The organism is Stenotrophomonas sp. STEN054, assembly GCF_056854535.1.
Genome location: NZ_JBXFWG010000017.1, coordinates 1 through 15,936, shown reverse-complemented (window position 1 = coordinate 15,936; position 15,936 = coordinate 1). Strand labels below are relative to the sequence as shown.

The following is a 15,936-nucleotide window of genomic DNA, read 5'->3' as shown; positions in this document are numbered from 1 at the left end:
TGGTGGGGCTCAGGGCGTTCGCCGTTCCAGCAGGTTGCTGTGGCGGGCGATGAACATCGCCGCCGGGTCGATACCCTTGGTACGCAGAATGTGCAGGCGGGTGGCCGCCTCGGTCAGGACCGCCAGGTTGCGGCCGGGCATCACCGGCAGGGTGATCAGCGGCACGTCCAGATCCAGAACGTGGCGGGTGCCCGAATCGCCGGTCAGGCGCTCGTAACCGTGCGGGGTGGGTTCGGTCATCGGCTTGGTCAGGTGGACGATCAGCCGAAGGTACTTGTTCTTCTTTACCGCCGTATCACCGAACATCTCGCGCACGTTCAGCACGCCCAGGCCGCGCACTTCCAGCAGGTCCTGCAAGAGCTCGGGGCAGGTGCCATCGAGCACGTCGGGGGCGATCTGGGTGAATTCGGGCGCATCGTCGGCCACCAGGCGGTGGCCACGGCTGAGCAGTTCCAGCGCCAGCTCGCTCTTGCCCGACCCGGCCTCGCCGGTGATCAGCACGCCGATGGAGTAGATCTCCATGAACACGCCATGCAGGATGACCCGCGGCGCCAGCGTGCGCGCCAAGTGGTAGGACAGGTGGTTGAGCAGTTCATGGCCGCGCTTGGGCGACAGCCACAGCGGGGTGCCGGATTCATCGGCGGCCGCGCGCAGGTCTTCCGGGCACGGCTGGTTGCGGGTCAGCACCAGCGCCAACGGGTGCGACTGCATGATCTTCTCGATGGTCTCCCAGCGCTGGCGCGGTTCCAGCGCGTCCAGCCATGACAGTTCCTCGGTCCCGAGGATCTGCACCTTGTTGGGGTAGATCGCGTTGAGGTAGCCAGCCAGCGAAGGGCGGCGGGAGACCGTGTTGCCGGCTTCCAGCTCGCGCTTCTCGCCGGCCTTGCCGGCGGCCCAGCGCAGGCCCAGCCGCTCGCGCTGCTGGTCGAACAGTTCGCGTGCGGTGATGCTGGTATTCATGCGGCGCTCGCCGATGGGGGAAGGTCCAGTGCCTCGCGCAGTTCCCCTGCATCGCCGGCCGCGCGCAGCGCATCACGGATCGACGGCGTCGAGAACAGCTCGGCCAGTTCGGACAGCAGCATCAGGTGCTGGTGGGTGTAGTGGGCGGGGACGGCCATGGCGAACACCAGGTCCACCGGTTCATCGCCGCCGAACTCGACCGCGGTCTGCAACCGCAGCAGGGCGCCGCGGGGACGGTCCAGGGCAGGCGCCCGGCCATGCGGAATGGCGATGCCGCAACCGATCGCCGTACTGCCCAGGGCTTCGCGCTGGCACAGGTTGAGGTAGATCTGTTCGGCGTTGGCCTGGCGGCAGGCCAGCAACCCGGCGGCGGCCTGCAGGACGCTGTCGCGGTCGGTGGCCGTGCAGAGCTGGGTCTGCACGGCCGCCAGGAGGTCAGTCAGTGGCATGTCTGCGGGGAGCGGTGGCGATCAGCCGCCATTGTCGCCCACCGGCAGCGGTGCGTGCTGCTGTTTTTTCTCCTTGTGCTTGATCACCAGGCGGTCGAGCTTGTCCGCCAGCACGTCGATGGCGGCATACATGGTCTGGCCGCCGGCTTCGGCGTGCAGGGTCTGGCCGGGAATATTGAGGCTGGCGTCGACGTGGTGTTCGGTCTTCTGCAGCTTGAGGGTTACCCGCGCTTCGCAGTGCTGGTCGAAGTGCTTTCCGACCCGGGCCAGCTTTTCTTCAACATACGACTGCAGGGCCGGGGTGACTTCGACATCTTTGCCAAACGTTTCGATGCGCATCGGGTTTCTCCTGTGTTCGGATGTGCCAATGAACCTCTCCGCCGGGCGCGGCGGCGCGTCAAGCGATTCTGACCCTTTCGTGCGAGGCGGAGATGTTCATGGCCTCACGATACTTCGCCACGGTGCGCCGCGCTACTGGGATTCCCGACGTTTTGAGCAGGTCAGCCAGCTTGGCGTCAGAAAGCGGCTTGCGTGGGTTTTCGTCATCGATCAGGCGGCGGATCATCGCCTGGATGGCGGTACTGGAAGCTTCGCCACCGCCTTCGGTGTCGATGCCGGATGCGAAGAACGCGCGCAGCGGCAGGGTGCCTCGCGGCGTACGTACGTGCTTGCGGGCGATTGCCCGCGAGACGGTGGATTCATGCAGGCCCAGCTCGGCGGCGATCTCGCGCAGGGTCAGCGGGCGCAGTGCCTGTTCACCGAATTCGAGGAAGCCGGCCTGCTGCTGGATCAGGCTGCGCACCACCCGCAGCAGGGTCTCGCCGCGCGCCTGCAGGCCCTTGAGCAGCCAGCGGGCTTCCTGCAGCTGGGCGCGCAGGTAACCGGCGTCGGCGTCGCCGCAGCGGCGGATCATCTGTTCGTAGCCGCGGTGGATGATTACCTTGGGCCCGGCGTGGGCGGCCAGCGCGGCGCGCCACAGGCCGTTCTGCCGCCACACCACCACGTCCGGCACCACGTAGGTGTCCTGCGCCAGCGGTGCGATCTGGGTGCCGGGGCGCGGGTCCAGCGAGCGCAGCAGGGCGACCGCGGTCTCGACCTCGGCCAGCGGCTGCTTCAGTTCCTGGGCCAGGCCGGCTACGCCGCTGCGCGGCAGGCGCTCCAGCGGGCCGGCGGCGACCTGCCGGGCCAGCGCCAGGCCGGGGGTGTCGGTGGGCAGCACGTCCAGCTGCAGCTGCAGGCATTCGCCCAGGCAGCGTGCGGCCACGCCGACCGGGTCGAAGCGCTGCACCTGGTGCAGCACGATGAGGATCTCGTCTTCGCCGGCATGGATGGCCGGCAGCAGGGTTTCGGCGATGGTCGCCAGCGGCTCGCGCAGGTAGCCGTCTTCTTCCAGCGCATCGATCAGTGCCGCACCGATGCTGCGGTCGCGCGTCGACAGGTGCGACAGGTGCAGCTGCCACAGCAGGTGGTCGGCCAGCGTCTCGACCTCGGCCACGCGCTCGGCGGCACTGCCGGTGTCTTCATCGTCGTCGAAACTGCCGCTGCTGCCGGGATTGTTCCAGTCCAGCTCGGCGGGGGCCCAGTCGTCGCCGCTGGGCGCGGCCGGTTCCGGCGGCGCATCGCTGTCGGCACCGCCGTCATCGGCGCTGTCGCTGCTGGCACCGGCGCCGGCATCGCTGCTGTCGGCCCAGTCCAGCAGGGGGTTGCTTTCCACCGCCTGGGCGATTTCCAGCTCCAGCTCGGTGGTGGACATCTGCAGCAGCTTGATCGCCTGCTGCAGCTGTGGTGTCAGCACCAGCTGCTGTCCCAACGATGTCTGCAGCCGAGTCTTCATGCCTATGCCGAAACGGAGGAGATGGGCCCGGCGGCCGCGGTCACAGCTTGAAGGAATCTCCAAGGTAGACGCGACGGACGTCGGCGTTGTCCAGGATCGCTTCCGGCGAGCCCTGGGCGAGGACGGTGCCCTCAGCGAGGATATACGCGCGGTCGCAGATTCCCAAGGTTTCGCGCACGTTGTGGTCGGTGATGAGCACACCGATGCCGCGCTGCTTGAGGTGGGTGACGATGCGCTGGATCTCGCCGACCGAGATCGGGTCGACGCCGGCGAAGGGTTCGTCGAGCAGGATCAGGCGTGGCTTGGCGGCCAGTGCGCGGGCGATCTCGCAGCGGCGGCGCTCGCCGCCGGACAGGCTGGCGCCGAGCTGGTCAGCCACGTGGCCCAGCTGCAGTTCGTCGAGCAGGCCGCTGAGTTCGCGCTCGCGGCCGGCCGAATCCAGGTCATCGCGCAGCTCCAGCACCAGGCGCAGGTTGTCGGCCACGGTCAGCTTGCGGAACACAGACGGTTCCTGCGGCAGGTAGCCCACGCCCTGCTTGGCGCGCGTGTACATCGGGTCGCCGGTGATGTCCTGGCCGTCCAGCACGATGCTGCCGGCATCGGCTTCCACCAGGCCCACGATCATGTAGAAGCAGGTGGTCTTGCCGGCCCCGTTGGGGCCGAGCAGGCCGACCACTTCACCGGCATCGAGGGTCAGCCCGAAGTCCTTGACGACTTCGCGCTGCTTGTACTTCTTGCGCAGGCCCTTGGCGACAAGCATTACTTCCTGCTCCCGGCCGCCGGCGCAGCAGGCGTCTTGTTCTTGGGCGGAATGACGGTACGCACGCGGCTGCCGTCGCCACCGGAATTCATCTCGCCCGTACGGGTGTTGTAGACCATGCGCTGGCCGGCATTGGTACCGCGCGCGCTGGTCACCTTGTAGTTGCCGGTGAGGGTGATGATCTCGGTCTTGATGTCGTAGTCGATCTTGTCGGCCACCGCGTCCATCCAGGTGCCGTCATCGAGCTGCTGCTTCATCTTGGCCTGCTTGCCGGTAAACACGGCACGCACGGCCTCGCCGTCCTTCATGGAGATCTCGGCCTCGGACGAACGCAGGTCCAGCGAGCCCTGGGTGATGACCACCCCCTGCGACAGCGTGGTCTTGCCGTCGCCGGTGAGGTTGCCGGCCTGTGCGCCGGCATCGATGTTCATGGGCTCGTTGCGGTCGGTGGACTTGGCCTGCGCGAAGGCGGGGACCAGGAGACCAAGGGCGAGCACGGCAGCAAAGGGAATCTTCATCGGGGTCCGTTCTACCGGTGAGGCTGCCCGGGCAGGCCGGGCGGCGGGTGGGGGGGCTGCGGCCCTGCGCCAGTCGCAATGGCGACGTCGCGGGCCAGCGGCGGAATCAGCGTTGGGGCGTGTAGCGGCCCTTGGACTGGCTGAGGAAATGATACGTGTTGTTCTTCGAATCCACCTCGAACCCGACGCCGGACTGTTCCATGCCCGGGCGGGTCATGGTGACCCGGGCGTCGGTACGGGCGCGGCTTTCCTTCGGGAACACGTCCAGATGGTCGGTGCGGAAGGTGGTGGGCACCACGCCGGGGGCGGCCGGGCTGTCCCCGGAAACGTCACCGCGCAGCTTCATCTGGTCGCCCTTGGCGCTGAGCCAGCCGGTCTGCGAGCGCAGGGTCCAGTGCTGGCCGTCCTTGTCGGGCATCTCGAACAGCGGGGTGGTGATGTTGATGGTCTGGTCGCCGCGCTGGCGCTCCAGCAGCGGTGCGCGCAGGGTGGTCGATTCCTTGCCCTGTTCGTCCAGCGCCACGATCTGGAAGTCGTGCAGGATGTAATCCACGCCGACGTCCTGGCCGGTCTGCACCGGCCCCTTGTCGCGGTTGCGCAGGGCCGCCCAGCTGCTCAGCAGGGCCGCCAGCAGCAGGCCGATGCCGAGCACGGTGCGCCAGTTCAGCGAGGGAGCGTTCATGCGCCGAACCTCGCCAGCACCGCATCGATGTGTCCCTGCGCGGCCAGCAGCACGTCGCACAGCTCACGGGCGGCGCCACGGCCACCGTCGCTGCGGGTGGTCCAGTGCACGCGCTCGGCGATCCACGGGTGGGCGTTGGCCGGGGCCACGGCCAGGCCGACCGCGCCCAGCGGCGCCAGGTCCGGCAGGTCGTCGCCCATGAACGCCACCTGGTCCAGGCCGATGCCGTGCTGGGCGCACAGCGCATGCACGCTGGCCAGCTTGTCGCCCACCGCGATCTGGGTGTCGATGCCCAGGTCGGCGCCGCGCCGCAGCGCGGACTGGCTGTTGCGCGCGGTGATCAGCACCGGAGGGATGCCGTGCTGCTGCAGAAGTTTCAGACCCAGACCATCCTGCACGAAGTACGCCTTGCTCTCGTTGCCGTCCTTGTCGTAGTACAGCCGACCGTCGGTGAGGGTGCCGTCCACGTCGAAGCAGGCCAGGCGGATACGGGCCGCGGTGGCATGCAGGTGGGCGGGGAAGGCGGGCAGAGGGGACCAGGACATCAAGGCATCAGGCTCGATTGGGACGGGTGCGGGGTACAGTCTGAATGGTGTCTACCGACTCTCGGTTAAACCACCCGGGCCCGCAACAGGTCATGAATGTTCAGCGCGCCGACCGCGCGGCCCTGGCCATCGACCACGATCAGGCCGTTGATCTTGTGGGTCTCCATCAGCCGGGCGGCTTCCACCGCCAGCTGGTCGGCGCCGATGGTGCGCGGGTTGCGGGTCATCACCTCGGAGATCTTCGCCGTGCGCACGTCGAGCTCGGTATCCAGCGCGCGGCGCAGGTCGCCGTCGGTGAACAGGCCGATCAGCACGCCCTGGGCATCGACCACGGCGGTCATGCCCAGCCGCTTGCGACTCATCTCCATCAGCGCCTGGCTGAGGCTGGCCTCGGCATCGACCTTGGGCAGGTCCTCGCCGCTGTGCATCACGTCGGTGATGTGCAGCAGCAGGCGGCGGCCGAGGCTGCCGGCCGGGTGCGAGCGGGCGAAATCGTCGGCGGTAAAGCCGCGCGCGTCGAGCAGGGCCACGGCCAGCGCATCGCCCATCGCCAGCGAGGCGGTGGTGCTGGAGGTCGGCGCCAGCGCCAGCGGGCAGGCCTCGGCCGGCACGCTGACGTCCAGATGCACGTCGGCAGCCTTGGCCAGGCTGGACTGCGGCCGGCCGGTCATGGAAATCAACACGTTACCCTGGCGCTTGAGCACAGGCAGCAGCATCAGCACCTCGTCCGATTCACCCGAATAGGACAGCGCCAGCACCACGTCGTCCTCGGTGATCATGCCCAGGTCGCCATGGCCGGCCTCGCCCGGGTGCACGTAGAACGCCGGGGTGCCGGTGGAGGCCAGGGTGGCGGCGATCTTGCGGGCGACGTGGCCGGACTTGCCCATGCCGGTGGCGACCACCCGGCCGCGGCTGCCCAGGATGGCCTGGCAGGCCTGCTGGAAGGCCTCGCCCAGCCCGTTGGCGACGGCCTGCAGCGCCTGCTGTTCGATCTCGAAGACGCGGCGGCCGCTGGCCACCAGGGCGGCGGGATCGACGGAACGGGGGGGCAGGGAGGACTCGGCCATGCGGACGCCACGCAGCGGAAGTAGAATGAGGGTTCATTTTATTAGGAAAGCCCGTTGGACGCTGACACCATCCGCAACCTGATCGAAACCGGCCTGCCGGGCGCCCGCGCCGACGTGCGCGGTGATGATGGCGTGCATTTCGAAGCGACCGTGGTCTGTGAGGCCTTCGCCGGCAAAATGCCGCTGGCCCGCCACCGGATGGTCTATGCCACCCTGGGCGACCTGATGGGCGGCGCGATCCACGCGCTGGCGCTGAAAACCGTGACCCCGGCCGAAGCCGGCTGAACCGCAGAAGATTCCCAATACATGGCCAAGATCGTTGTGACCGGCGGCGCTGCGCTGCACGGTGAAGTGAGCATCTCCGGCGCGAAGAACGCCGTCCTCCCCATCCTCTGCGCGACCCTGCTGGCCGATGCGCCGGTGGAGATCACCAACGTGCCGCACCTGCACGACGTGGTCACCACGGTGAAGCTGCTGGGCGAACTGGGGGCCAAGGTCACCATCGACCAGGGCACCCTGTCGCGCGGCAGCGCGATCGTCGTCGACCCGCGCTCGGTCAACCAGCACGTGGCACCGTATGAGCTGGTCAAGACCATGCGCGCCTCGATCCTGGTGCTGGGCCCGCTGCTGGCCCGCTTCGGCGCGGCCGAAGTGTCGCTGCCCGGTGGCTGCGCCATCGGTTCGCGCCCGGTCGACCAGCACATCAAGGGCCTGCAGGCGCTGGGTGCGGACATCGTGGTCGAGAACGGCTTCATCAAGGCCACTGCCAAGCGCCTGAAGGGTGGCCACTTCACCTTCGACATGGTCAGCGTTACCGGCACCGAGAACGTGCTGATGGCCGCCGTGCTGGCCGAGGGCACCACCATCCTCGACAACGCCGCGATGGAACCGGAAGTGTCCGATCTGGCGCACTGCCTGATCGCACTGGGCGCGAAGATCGAAGGCCTGGGCACCGCCCGCCTGGTCATCGAAGGCGTCGAGCGCCTGTCCGGTGGCCGCCATGAAGTGCTGCCCGACCGCATCGAGACCGGCACCTTCCTGGTGGCCGCCGCGATGACCGGCGGCAAGGTGACAGTGAACCGCGCGCGCCCCAACACCATGGACGCGGTGCTGTCCAAGCTGGTCGAGGCCGGTGCGACGATCGAGACCACCGAAGACAGCATCACCCTGGACATGCACGGCAAGCGTCCGAAGGCGGTCAACCTGACCACCGCACCGTACCCGGCATTCCCGACCGACATGCAGGCGCAGTTCATGGCGCTCAACTGCGTGGCCGACGGCGTGGGCGTGATCAACGAAACGATCTTCGAGAACCGTTTCATGCACGTCAACGAACTGCTGCGCCTGGGCGCGGACATCCAGGTGGAAGGCCACACGGCGATCGCCCGCGGCCACGAACGCCTGAGCGGTGCGCCGGTGATGGCCACCGATCTGCGCGCGTCGGCGTCGCTGATCCTGGCCGGCCTGATGGCCGACGGTGACACCACCATCGACCGCATCTACCACCTCGACCGTGGCTACGAGAACATCGAAGAGAAGCTGTCTTCGCTCGGTGCCACCATCCGGCGCGTGCCGTGATCCTGCGCGGCCGCTTCAGCCCCCGCCGCAAGGCGCTGCTGGCCCTGGTGCTGATCGTGCTGGCGTGGCTGGGCTATGCCTGGTACGCCAACCTGGCCATCACCAAGGGCATCGAGCAGAAGGACATGGACTGGAATGGCGATGGCACGGTCAGCCGTGACGAGATCATCCAGTCGTTCTATGCCGTTGCGGTGAACGACAGCCAGGAAGGCAATCGCCATTGCCGCACCTTCGTCTGGCGCAGCAGCGGCCAGCAGATCCGGGTGGACTGCCGTACCGAGTTCACGCCGGCCGCAGCCAAGTAACACGGTAGCGCCGGGGCCCGCCCCCGCCACCCCCGCGGCCCCACCGCCCCCCCCCCCCCCCCCACAACCCGCGGCGGGCGCGGCGGCCGCCGCGGCGCCGGCCCCGCGCGCCGCCCCCCCCCCCCGCCCCCCCCCCCCCCCCCCGCAACCGCGGCAGGGCGCGTCAGTTCAACGCCTTGATGGTCAGGTCCAGCGCGTCGCGGCCGCCTTCGCGCTGCAGGATGCGGGTCGGCACCGGGAACTCGGGCACGATCCAGGCGATCTGTTCCTTGTCGCCGTCCACGCGCGAGACCTTGGTGGCCTGGTAGCTCTTGCCGCCCACGGTCACCGCTTCCTTGCCCACGACCTTGTAGGTCATGTTCTTGATGCGGCCTTCGTCCACCATGCGGTAGGTCAGCGGCTTGCCGGCGGCCAGGTCGCGGGCGATCGCCAGGTTGATCAGCAGCGCATCCATGTCACCGGCCTTCAGCGCGACCGGGCCGGCACGGTCCGGCTTGATGTCGCCGGTCCAGGTGGCCTGGTTGCTGGTCCAGTTGTAGTTGGCCTGCACGTTGCGCTTCTTCACCAGCAGCGCCGAGCGGTCCTGGCTGCTCAGCGGGCGCAGCTGGCCGCGCACTTCCTCGAACACGGTGCTCTGGCTGAGGTCGGCCAGCTGGTTCTTCACCTGCAGGTTGTAGCGCCACTTGCCGGTGCCTTCGCTGGCCAGGGTCATGGTGCCGTTGGCCTGCATGCCCATGTAGCTGGCCAGGTAGTCCGCCTTGAACGGCTGCAGGGCCATGGCCGGCAGGCTGGCCACCGACAGTGCGGCAGCAGCGATCCAGGTCAGGGGGCGGGTCAGGGTCATCATGCTCATACTCCTTGGTATTCGATCAGGCGCAGGTCGACACGGTCCTCGCCATCTTCGCGTTGCAGGATGCGCACCGGGGTGGGGACACCGTTGGCGATCCAGAGAATGGTTTCGTTCCTGCCGCCGTTGGTGCGGTACACCTTCAGTGCGTTGTAGGACAGGTCGCCGACCTCGACGTTCTCGGTCTGTGCGGCGGCCTGGTAATCGTGCTGGCGCACCTTGCCCAGTTCGACGTAGCGGTAGTGCATCACCGCGCCGGGGCGGGCATCGCGCATCAGCGACAGGTTAAGCAGCAGCGCGCTCTGGTCGCCGGGCTGCAGCGGGATGGGCTGGGCGCGGTCCTTCTTCACGTCACCGGTCCACTGCGCGGTACCGGCTTCCCAGTTGTAGGTGCCTACTGCCTTCTTGCCCAGGAACAGGCCCTTGCGCACGGTGCTCTGGCTCAACGGCGCGTACACGCCATTGCGCTCCTCGAACACGGTGCTCTGCTCCAGGTTCAGGCCGAGCACGCTGGCGAAGCCGCGACGGCCGACCACCTGCATGTCCACCCGCCACTGGTTGCCGCCGGTGTGGCTGACCTGCATGGTCGCATCGCCTGCCTCCTTGCCCTTGTAGAAGGCCTGGTAGGTGGCGCTGAACGGCTGCAGCGGCGGCGGCTCCCAGGCCATCGCCGGCAGCGCGGGCACGGCCGGTCCGGGCGGTGCCTGGACTACGGGCGCGGGCGTGGCCGGCGGCGGGGTCTGTGCCCACGCGGCGAAAGCGAGCACGGCGAACGGCAGCAGCAGGAATTTGCGCAACGGAGGCGTGTTCTTCATGGCGGGCAGGAACCGCAGGAGGAGGCAGGATGCCAGCCCCGCAGTCAGCGGGGCGTGTGCACGGGCGTTACCGGTTCAGGTTTCCGGCGGAATCTAGAGCCAACGGGTTAAACAGGGGGTGACCGTCGAGTGTCGGCTGACCCTCCCGTTCAGTCAGACGGCCGCCGCACAGCAGCTGCAGGGTGGCGATCAGCAGCGGGTGTTCGACTGCCAGCACCCGGTTCGCGAGGCTGTCCGCGTCATCGCCGGCCAGCACCGGCACGCGCGCCTGGGCCAGCACGGTGCCGGCATCCAGCTCCGGCACCACCAGGTGCACGCTGGCGCCGTGCTCGGCATCGCCGGCTTCCAGGGCGCGGGCGTGGGTGTGCAGGCCCTTGTGCAGCGGCAGCAGCGACGGATGGATGTTGACCAGGCGGCCGTTGAAGCGCTGCACGAAGTTGGCGCCGAGGATGCGCATGTAGCCCGCGCAGACGATCCAGTCCGGGGCCGCGGCCTGCACGGCATCGCCGAGCGCCTGCTCGTACGCGGCGCGGTCGCTGAAGGTCTTCGGCGCGTGTGCCCAGCGCTGGCCGGGCCCGACGCGCTGCAGTGCCGCTGCGTCGGGGCGGTCGGAGAAGACCCCCACCACCTCGGCCGGCAGGCGGCCGGCGTCGATCGCATCAAGGATGGCCTGCAGGTTGCTGCCACGGCCGGAAGCCAGTACGGCGATGCGTGCGGTCATGCGGCGGCCATCGGGTGTCTCAGCGGCGGGAAGGCGCGTTGGCTTCGAAGGCCGCCTTCACCTGCGGGCGCAGCAGCACCACCAGGGTGAACACGCCCAGCACGGTGCCGAACGGGGTGAACAGGCAGGCGATGGCAGCCACCACCATGCACAGCAGGTGCCGGCGCCGCTGCTTCAGGCAGCGCCCGGCATAGGCGATGAAGCCCGCCAGGCCCAGCCCGAAGGACACCGCGCAGCCGCCCATGATGATGAACATCCAGCCCATGAACTGCTGCTCGTGCAGCGGCGTGGCCTGGCCGTTGGAGTTCATCGGCAGGGCGCCGCTGAGCATGGCGATGCCCATCACGATGTGCATGCAGAAGATCAGCCCGAACACGGCGGCCAGGCCGGCCACCACGTAATGGAAGATCGCCAGCAGGCGCAGGTGGTCGATGTCCTGTGCGGTCAGTTCGGGCGCAACCGGGGCCGGGGGCGGCACCGGTGCGGCGGACAACGGGGGCGTGGCGTCCATGCGGGCTCCTTGGCGGTCGATCAGGCGATGCGGACGCGTTCGGCGCCGCTGGCGGTGACCACCTGGCCGATCGGCCAGTGGTCCAGGCCCTGCGCCTGCACGGCTTCGGACACCGCGGCGACCTGCTCCGGGGCGACGATCAGCACGAAGCCGATGCCGCAGTTGAAGGTGCGCCACATCTCGCTGTCGACCACGGCGCCTTCCTTCTGCAGCCACTGGAACACCGGCGGCAGCGGCCAGGCGGAGGCCTGGATGTCCAGGCCGAGGCCGTCGGGCACCACGCGGATGATGTTCTCGGTCAGGCCGCCACCGGTGATGTGGGCCATGCCGTGGATGGCCGCACCGTGCGACTTAAGCAGCGACAGGATCGGCTTGACGTACAGGCGGGTCGGCGCCATCAGCGCGTCGGCCAGCTTGACGCCGTCTTCCAGCTCCAGGTCGGCAGGCTGGCCGGCGCGGTCGTAGATGCGACGCACCAGCGAGTAGCCGTTGGAGTGCGGGCCGGAGGAGGCGATTCCGATCAGCACGTCGCCGGCGGCCACGCTGGCGCCGTCCTTCAGTTCGCTCTTTTCGACCGCGGCGACGGTGAAGCCGGCCAGGTCGTACTCGCCCGGGGCATACATGTCGGGCATTTCAGCGGTTTCGCCGCCGATCAGCGCGCAGCCGGCCTCGGTGCAGCCGTTGGCGATGCCGCCCACGACCGCCGCGGCGGTGTCGATGTCCAGCTTGCCGGTGGCGAAGTAGTCCAGGAAGAACAGCGGCTCGGCGCCCTGCACCAGCACGTCGTTGACGCACATGGCGACCAGGTCGATGCCGATCGTATCGTGGCGGTTCAGCTGGTGGGCCAGCTTCAGCTTGGTGCCCACGCCGTCGGTGCCCGACACCAGCACCGGCTCGCGGTACTTGTTGGACAGGTCGAACAGGGCGCCGAAGCCGCCCAGGCCGCCCATCACTTCCGGACGGAAGCTGCGCTTGACCAGGGGCTTGATCCGCTCGACCAGCTCGTTGCCGGCGTCGATGTCGACACCCGCGTCACGGTAGGTGAGGGGGGAGGGGGCGGAAGACGAGGTGTTGGTCACGGGCGTCGGCGCTGGCAGGGGTTGAACGGACGATTTTAACAGGCCGCATTGGCGCAAAGTCCGTATTCGGGCAACAATTCCCCCCGGATACGTCGAGCCAATGGATGTCCTGATGCGCCGCAGCCTTATTCCCGCCCTGCTCCTTGCGCTGTGCCTGCCGGTGGCCACGATGGCCCAGAGCGGCCTTCGCACCGAGGGAGATGTCGCCACCGCCAGTGGTGCCTACGAGGCCGAAGTGCCCGTCAACAGCCAGGCCGAGGCCGACCGTAACGGTGGCCTGGCCCGTGCCCTGAGCGTGGTCCTGGGCAAGTTGTCCGGCGACCGCAACGTGACCGCGCGCCCGGGCGTCGTGCAGGCCCTGCGCAACGCCAAGGATTACGTGGCCAGCTACGACTTCAAGCAGGACCAGAGCGTCGGCGCCAGTGGCGCGCCCAGCTACCGGACCCTGCTGGTCGCCCGCTTCCGCGAGGATGACGTCGATGCACTGGTCTCGGCCCTGGGCCTGCCGCTGTGGCCGCAGCCGCGGCCGAAGCCGGTGGTCTGGCTGGCCGTGGACGACGGCAGCGGCCCGCGCCTGGTCAGCGTGCAGCAGGCCAATGCGGCACGCCCGCTGCTGAACCGCGCCATCGAGCGCGGCTACAAGCTGGGCCTGCCCAGCGGTGGTGCCGCCGAACAGGCGCTGGCCGGGGCCATCTGGCGCCAGGACAGCGCCGCGGTGTCCCGCGCTTCGTCGCGCTACTCGCCGCCGATGCAGCTGATCGGCAAGCTGTACCGCGCCAATGGCGGCTGGCAGGCGGACTGGGTGTTCGTCGACAACGGCCGCGAGCTGAACAAGTGGACCACCAAGGACGCCAACGCCATGCGCGCGATGGCCGCCGGTGCCGACGGCGCCGCCGATGCCCTGGTCAAGCGCTACGCCAAGGCGGGCGCGGCCACCGGTGCGGCCGGCACCTACCGCGTGGTGGTGACCGGCATCAACAGCAGCGATGAGTACCTGCGCCTGGCCGCCGGCCTGCGCGAGGTGCCGGTGGTGCGCAACGTCACCCCGCTGCGGGCGACGGCCGATCACCTGGAGCTGAACCTGGAAATGACCACCGGCCTGGCCGGCTTCAACCGCATGCTGGGCGAAAACGGCGTGCTGGTGCCGTCGGCGACCCTGCCGGCCCTGCCAGCGCCGATCGATGACAGCACAGGCGCACCGCAGCCGGCCCCGGTGAGCAACGAGTACCGACTGCGATGATCCTGTCGCCCGAGGCCGAAATCGCGCAGTTCCTGCGACGGCTCAAGTATGTGGCCGTCGCCCTGCTGATCGGCTGGGTGGTGTGGCTGCTGGCCCCCATCCTGACCCCGTTCGTGCTGGCCCTGGCGCTGGCCTGGCTGGGTGACCCGCTGGTCGACCGCATCGAGGCCACCGGCCGTTCGCGCAACACCGGCGTGGTGCTGGTGTTCGTGGCGATGGTGCTGGTGATCACCGCGCTGCTGCTGGTGCTGGTGCCAATGATCGAGCGCCAGATCTCCACCTTGATGGCCGCCGTGCCGCAGGCGCAGGCCTGGCTGATGCAGATCGGCATCCCGTGGTTCGAGCAGAAGACCGGCCTGGAGGTGATGCAGTGGATGGACCCCGACCGGCTGATCGAGTGGGTGCGCAGCCACTGGCAGCAGGCCGGCGGCTTCGCCACCACCTTCATGGGCTACGTCTCGCGCTCGGGCTTCACCGTGGTGACCTGGATGGTCAACCTGGCGTTGCTGCCGATCCTGGCGTTCTACTTCCTGCGTGACTGGGACAAGCTGGTCGAGCGGGTGGCCTCAGTCATCCCGCGCAACCACATCGGCACGATCACCACCCTGGCGCGCGAATCCAACGAGGTGCTGGGCGCGTTCATCCGTGGCCAGTTCCTGGTGATGGTGGCGCTGGGCGTGATCTACGCTGCCGGCCTGTCACTGGTCGGCCTGAAGCTGGGCCTGTTGATCGGCCTGGTGGCCGGCCTGATCAGCTTCATCCCGTACCTGGGCGCGACCACCGGCATCGTGATGGCGGTGGTGGCGGCGCTGGTGCAGGCGCAGGGCATCGACCTGAAGCTGCTGCTGCTGGTGGGCGTGGTGTTCACCGTGGGCCAGCTGCTGGAAAGCTACGTGCTGACCCCGCGCATCGTCGGCGACAAGATCGGCCTGCACCCGGTGGCGGTGATCTTCGCGGTGATGGCCGGTGGCCAGCTGTTCGGCTTCCTTGGCATGCTGCTGGCGCTGCCGGTGGCCGCGGTCAGCAACGTGCTGCTGCGCTATGCACACCAGCGCTACCGGCAGAGCGAGCTGTATGTCGGCGAAAAGCCGGCCATCGTGCTTGATGGCGTGATCGACGCACCCCATATCATCCTCGACCCCTACGAGCACGGCCCGGACCCGAAGTGATTGGTGTGCCGCAACTTCCGCTGGCCCTGCATTACCCGCGGGACCAGCGCCTGGAGACCTTCATCGGCGCGCCGGACGGCGCGCTGGCGCAGCTGCGTGCGATCGCGGTGGGCGCCAGCCATGACTGGGTCTACCTGGAAGGTGCGGCGGGCACGGGCAAGACCCACCAGGCGCTGGCGATGTGTTCCAGCGCGCAGCAGGCCGGGCGCCTGCCGACCTACGTGCCGCTGGCCGGCGCGGTCGGCCGGGTGGCGGCGGCGCTGGACGGCCTGGAGCAGCGCGAGCTGGTGGCGCTGGATGGCCTGGATGCGGTGGCGGGCCACCGCGAGGACGAGATCGCACTGTTCGACTTCCACAACCGCGCACGCGCGGCGGGGGTGACGGTGCTGTACACGGCGCAGCACGCGCCGGGCGAGCTGGGCCTGGTGCTGCCGGACCTGCGTTCGCGGCTGGGCCAGTGCGTGCGGGTGCTGCTGCAGCCGCTGGACGAGGAAGGGCGGGCGGCGGTGCTGCGCGAGCGCGCGCTGCGGCGCGGGCTGGCGATCGACGAGGCGGCCATCGAGTGGCTGCTGTCGCACACCGGGCGCGAGCTGGGTGGACTGATCACGCTGCTGGACTGGCTGGACCGGGAGTCGCTGGCGGCAAAGCGGCGGATCACGGTGCCGTTCCTGCGGCAGGTGCTGGAAGAAGGCCGGCCCCGGTACTGAGGGTGGGGTTTTCTTTGCAGGGCTGCTGCCCTGCACCCGCGGTAGTGCCGGCCGCTGGCCGGCAACCTCAAAATCAACGTCAAAAACTGGCTTGCTGAGGGGAGGCGGGGCGCTGTGGGCTTGCGGGGACGCCGTAAACCCATCCATGG

General features: G+C 68.9%; 20 protein-coding genes. 6 read left to right on the top strand and 14 right to left on the bottom strand.

The genetic code is table 11. From position 1 onward, the window contains the following. Positions 1–9 precede the first annotated feature (9 nt). The 9 genes from hprK to AC1VXD_RS08925 form a co-directional block, all read right to left on the bottom strand. Positions 10–960 carry an HPr(Ser) kinase/phosphatase gene (hprK, locus tag AC1VXD_RS08965; RefSeq protein ID WP_108764291.1) on the bottom strand — a complete coding sequence of 317 codons (951 nt, stop codon included), beginning with the start codon at positions 958–960 and terminating at the stop codon, positions 10–12. Further along, positions 957–1,409 (bottom strand): PTS sugar transporter subunit IIA, encoded by a 453-nt coding sequence (locus AC1VXD_RS08960; RefSeq protein ID WP_482991765.1) that lies wholly within the window; start codon positions 1,407–1,409, stop codon positions 957–959. Before AC1VXD_RS08960 ends, hprK begins: the two co-directional genes overlap by 4 nt. A gap of 21 nt (positions 1,410–1,430) precedes the next feature. Then, the gene (hpf, locus tag AC1VXD_RS08955; protein WP_079220898.1) at positions 1,431–1,748 is read right to left on the bottom strand and encodes a ribosome hibernation-promoting factor, HPF/YfiA family; all 318 of its coding nucleotides are present in this window, start codon (positions 1,746–1,748) and stop codon (positions 1,431–1,433) included. A 58-nt stretch (positions 1,749–1,806) separates the two neighbouring features. Continuing rightward, a complete protein-coding gene (locus tag AC1VXD_RS08950) occupies positions 1,807–3,243 on the bottom strand; it encodes an RNA polymerase factor sigma-54 (protein WP_482991764.1) in 1,437 nt (478 codons plus the stop codon). Positions 3,244–3,283: 40 nt separating this feature from the next. Beyond that, a complete protein-coding gene (lptB, locus tag AC1VXD_RS08945) occupies positions 3,284–4,003 on the bottom strand; it encodes an LPS export ABC transporter ATP-binding protein (protein WP_108768037.1) in 720 nt (239 codons plus the stop codon). Continuing rightward, positions 4,003–4,521: a lipopolysaccharide transport periplasmic protein LptA gene (gene lptA / locus AC1VXD_RS08940; protein WP_482991763.1), complete on the bottom strand. Its 519-nt coding sequence runs from the start codon at positions 4,519–4,521 to the stop codon at positions 4,003–4,005. The genes lptB and lptA overlap by 1 nt, the downstream gene beginning before the upstream one ends. Before the next feature lie 106 nt (positions 4,522–4,627). Beyond that, positions 4,628–5,203, bottom strand: a complete 576-nt coding sequence (gene lptC, locus AC1VXD_RS08935) for an LPS export ABC transporter periplasmic protein LptC (RefSeq protein ID WP_482991762.1) — start codon at positions 5,201–5,203, stop codon at positions 4,628–4,630. After that, positions 5,200–5,748 carry a KdsC family phosphatase gene (locus tag AC1VXD_RS08930; protein ID WP_482991761.1) on the bottom strand — a complete coding sequence of 183 codons (549 nt, stop codon included), beginning with the start codon at positions 5,746–5,748 and terminating at the stop codon, positions 5,200–5,202. Before AC1VXD_RS08930 ends, lptC begins: the two co-directional genes overlap by 4 nt. A 65-nt stretch (positions 5,749–5,813) precedes the next feature. Next, positions 5,814–6,815 carry a KpsF/GutQ family sugar-phosphate isomerase gene (locus tag AC1VXD_RS08925; RefSeq protein WP_482991760.1) on the bottom strand — a complete coding sequence of 334 codons (1,002 nt, stop codon included), beginning with the start codon at positions 6,813–6,815 and terminating at the stop codon, positions 5,814–5,816. Positions 6,816–6,869: 54 nt separating this feature from the next. Between AC1VXD_RS08925 and AC1VXD_RS08920 the strand changes: the two genes are divergently transcribed. The 3 genes from AC1VXD_RS08920 to AC1VXD_RS08910 are packed head-to-tail and all read left to right on the top strand — an operon-like array spanning position 6,870 to position 8,698. Continuing rightward, positions 6,870–7,100 (top strand): BolA family protein, encoded by a 231-nt coding sequence (locus AC1VXD_RS08920; protein ID WP_021202589.1) that lies wholly within the window; start codon positions 6,870–6,872, stop codon positions 7,098–7,100. 21 nt (positions 7,101–7,121) lie between these two features. After that, the gene (gene murA / locus AC1VXD_RS08915) at positions 7,122–8,393 is read left to right on the top strand and encodes a UDP-N-acetylglucosamine 1-carboxyvinyltransferase (RefSeq protein WP_482991759.1); all 1,272 of its coding nucleotides are present in this window, start codon (positions 7,122–7,124) and stop codon (positions 8,391–8,393) included. Beyond that, positions 8,390–8,698 carry an EF-hand domain-containing protein gene (locus AC1VXD_RS08910; RefSeq protein ID WP_482991758.1) on the top strand — a complete coding sequence of 103 codons (309 nt, stop codon included), beginning with the start codon at positions 8,390–8,392 and terminating at the stop codon, positions 8,696–8,698. Before murA ends, AC1VXD_RS08910 begins: the two co-directional genes overlap by 4 nt. A 163-nt stretch (positions 8,699–8,861) precedes the next feature. Here the strand turns inward: AC1VXD_RS08910 and AC1VXD_RS08905 are convergent, their stop codons facing one another. From AC1VXD_RS08905 to purM, 5 genes are all read right to left on the bottom strand, one after another. Beyond that, complete coding sequence (locus AC1VXD_RS08905; protein ID WP_482991757.1) at positions 8,862–9,545, bottom strand: DUF3108 domain-containing protein; 684 nt, start codon at positions 9,543–9,545, stop codon at positions 8,862–8,864. 2 nt (positions 9,546–9,547) lie between these two features. Then, positions 9,548–10,360: a DUF3108 domain-containing protein gene (locus AC1VXD_RS08900; protein WP_482991756.1), complete on the bottom strand. Its 813-nt coding sequence runs from the start codon at positions 10,358–10,360 to the stop codon at positions 9,548–9,550. Between the two features lie 67 nt (positions 10,361–10,427). Then, positions 10,428–11,081 carry a phosphoribosylglycinamide formyltransferase gene (gene purN, locus AC1VXD_RS08895; protein WP_482991755.1) on the bottom strand — a complete coding sequence of 218 codons (654 nt, stop codon included), beginning with the start codon at positions 11,079–11,081 and terminating at the stop codon, positions 10,428–10,430. A 19-nt stretch (positions 11,082–11,100) separates the two neighbouring features. Further along, positions 11,101–11,592 (bottom strand): hypothetical protein, encoded by a 492-nt coding sequence (locus AC1VXD_RS08890; protein WP_482991754.1) that lies wholly within the window; start codon positions 11,590–11,592, stop codon positions 11,101–11,103. 20 nt (positions 11,593–11,612) lie between these two features. Continuing rightward, positions 11,613–12,671 carry a phosphoribosylformylglycinamidine cyclo-ligase gene (gene purM, locus AC1VXD_RS08885; RefSeq protein ID WP_482991753.1) on the bottom strand — a complete coding sequence of 353 codons (1,059 nt, stop codon included), beginning with the start codon at positions 12,669–12,671 and terminating at the stop codon, positions 11,613–11,615. A 112-nt stretch (positions 12,672–12,783) separates the two neighbouring features. Here purM and AC1VXD_RS08880 point away from each other — a divergent pair, with 112 nt between their 5' ends. Genes AC1VXD_RS08880 through hda form a run of 3 tightly spaced genes read left to right on the top strand, consistent with a single transcriptional unit; the run spans position 12,784 to position 15,787 of the window. Next, a complete protein-coding gene (locus AC1VXD_RS08880) occupies positions 12,784–13,911 on the top strand; it encodes a DUF2066 domain-containing protein (protein ID WP_482991752.1) in 1,128 nt (375 codons plus the stop codon). Then, on the top strand, positions 13,908–15,080 hold the full coding sequence (locus AC1VXD_RS08875; RefSeq protein WP_482991751.1) for an AI-2E family transporter: 1,173 nt from the start codon (positions 13,908–13,910) through the stop codon (positions 15,078–15,080). Before AC1VXD_RS08880 ends, AC1VXD_RS08875 begins: the two co-directional genes overlap by 4 nt. After that, entirely contained in the window at positions 15,080–15,787 is a 708-nt protein-coding gene (hda, locus tag AC1VXD_RS08870; RefSeq protein WP_164074440.1) for a DnaA regulatory inactivator Hda, read from the top strand. Before AC1VXD_RS08875 ends, hda begins: the two co-directional genes overlap by 1 nt. Positions 15,788–15,936: the final 149 nt, after the last annotated feature.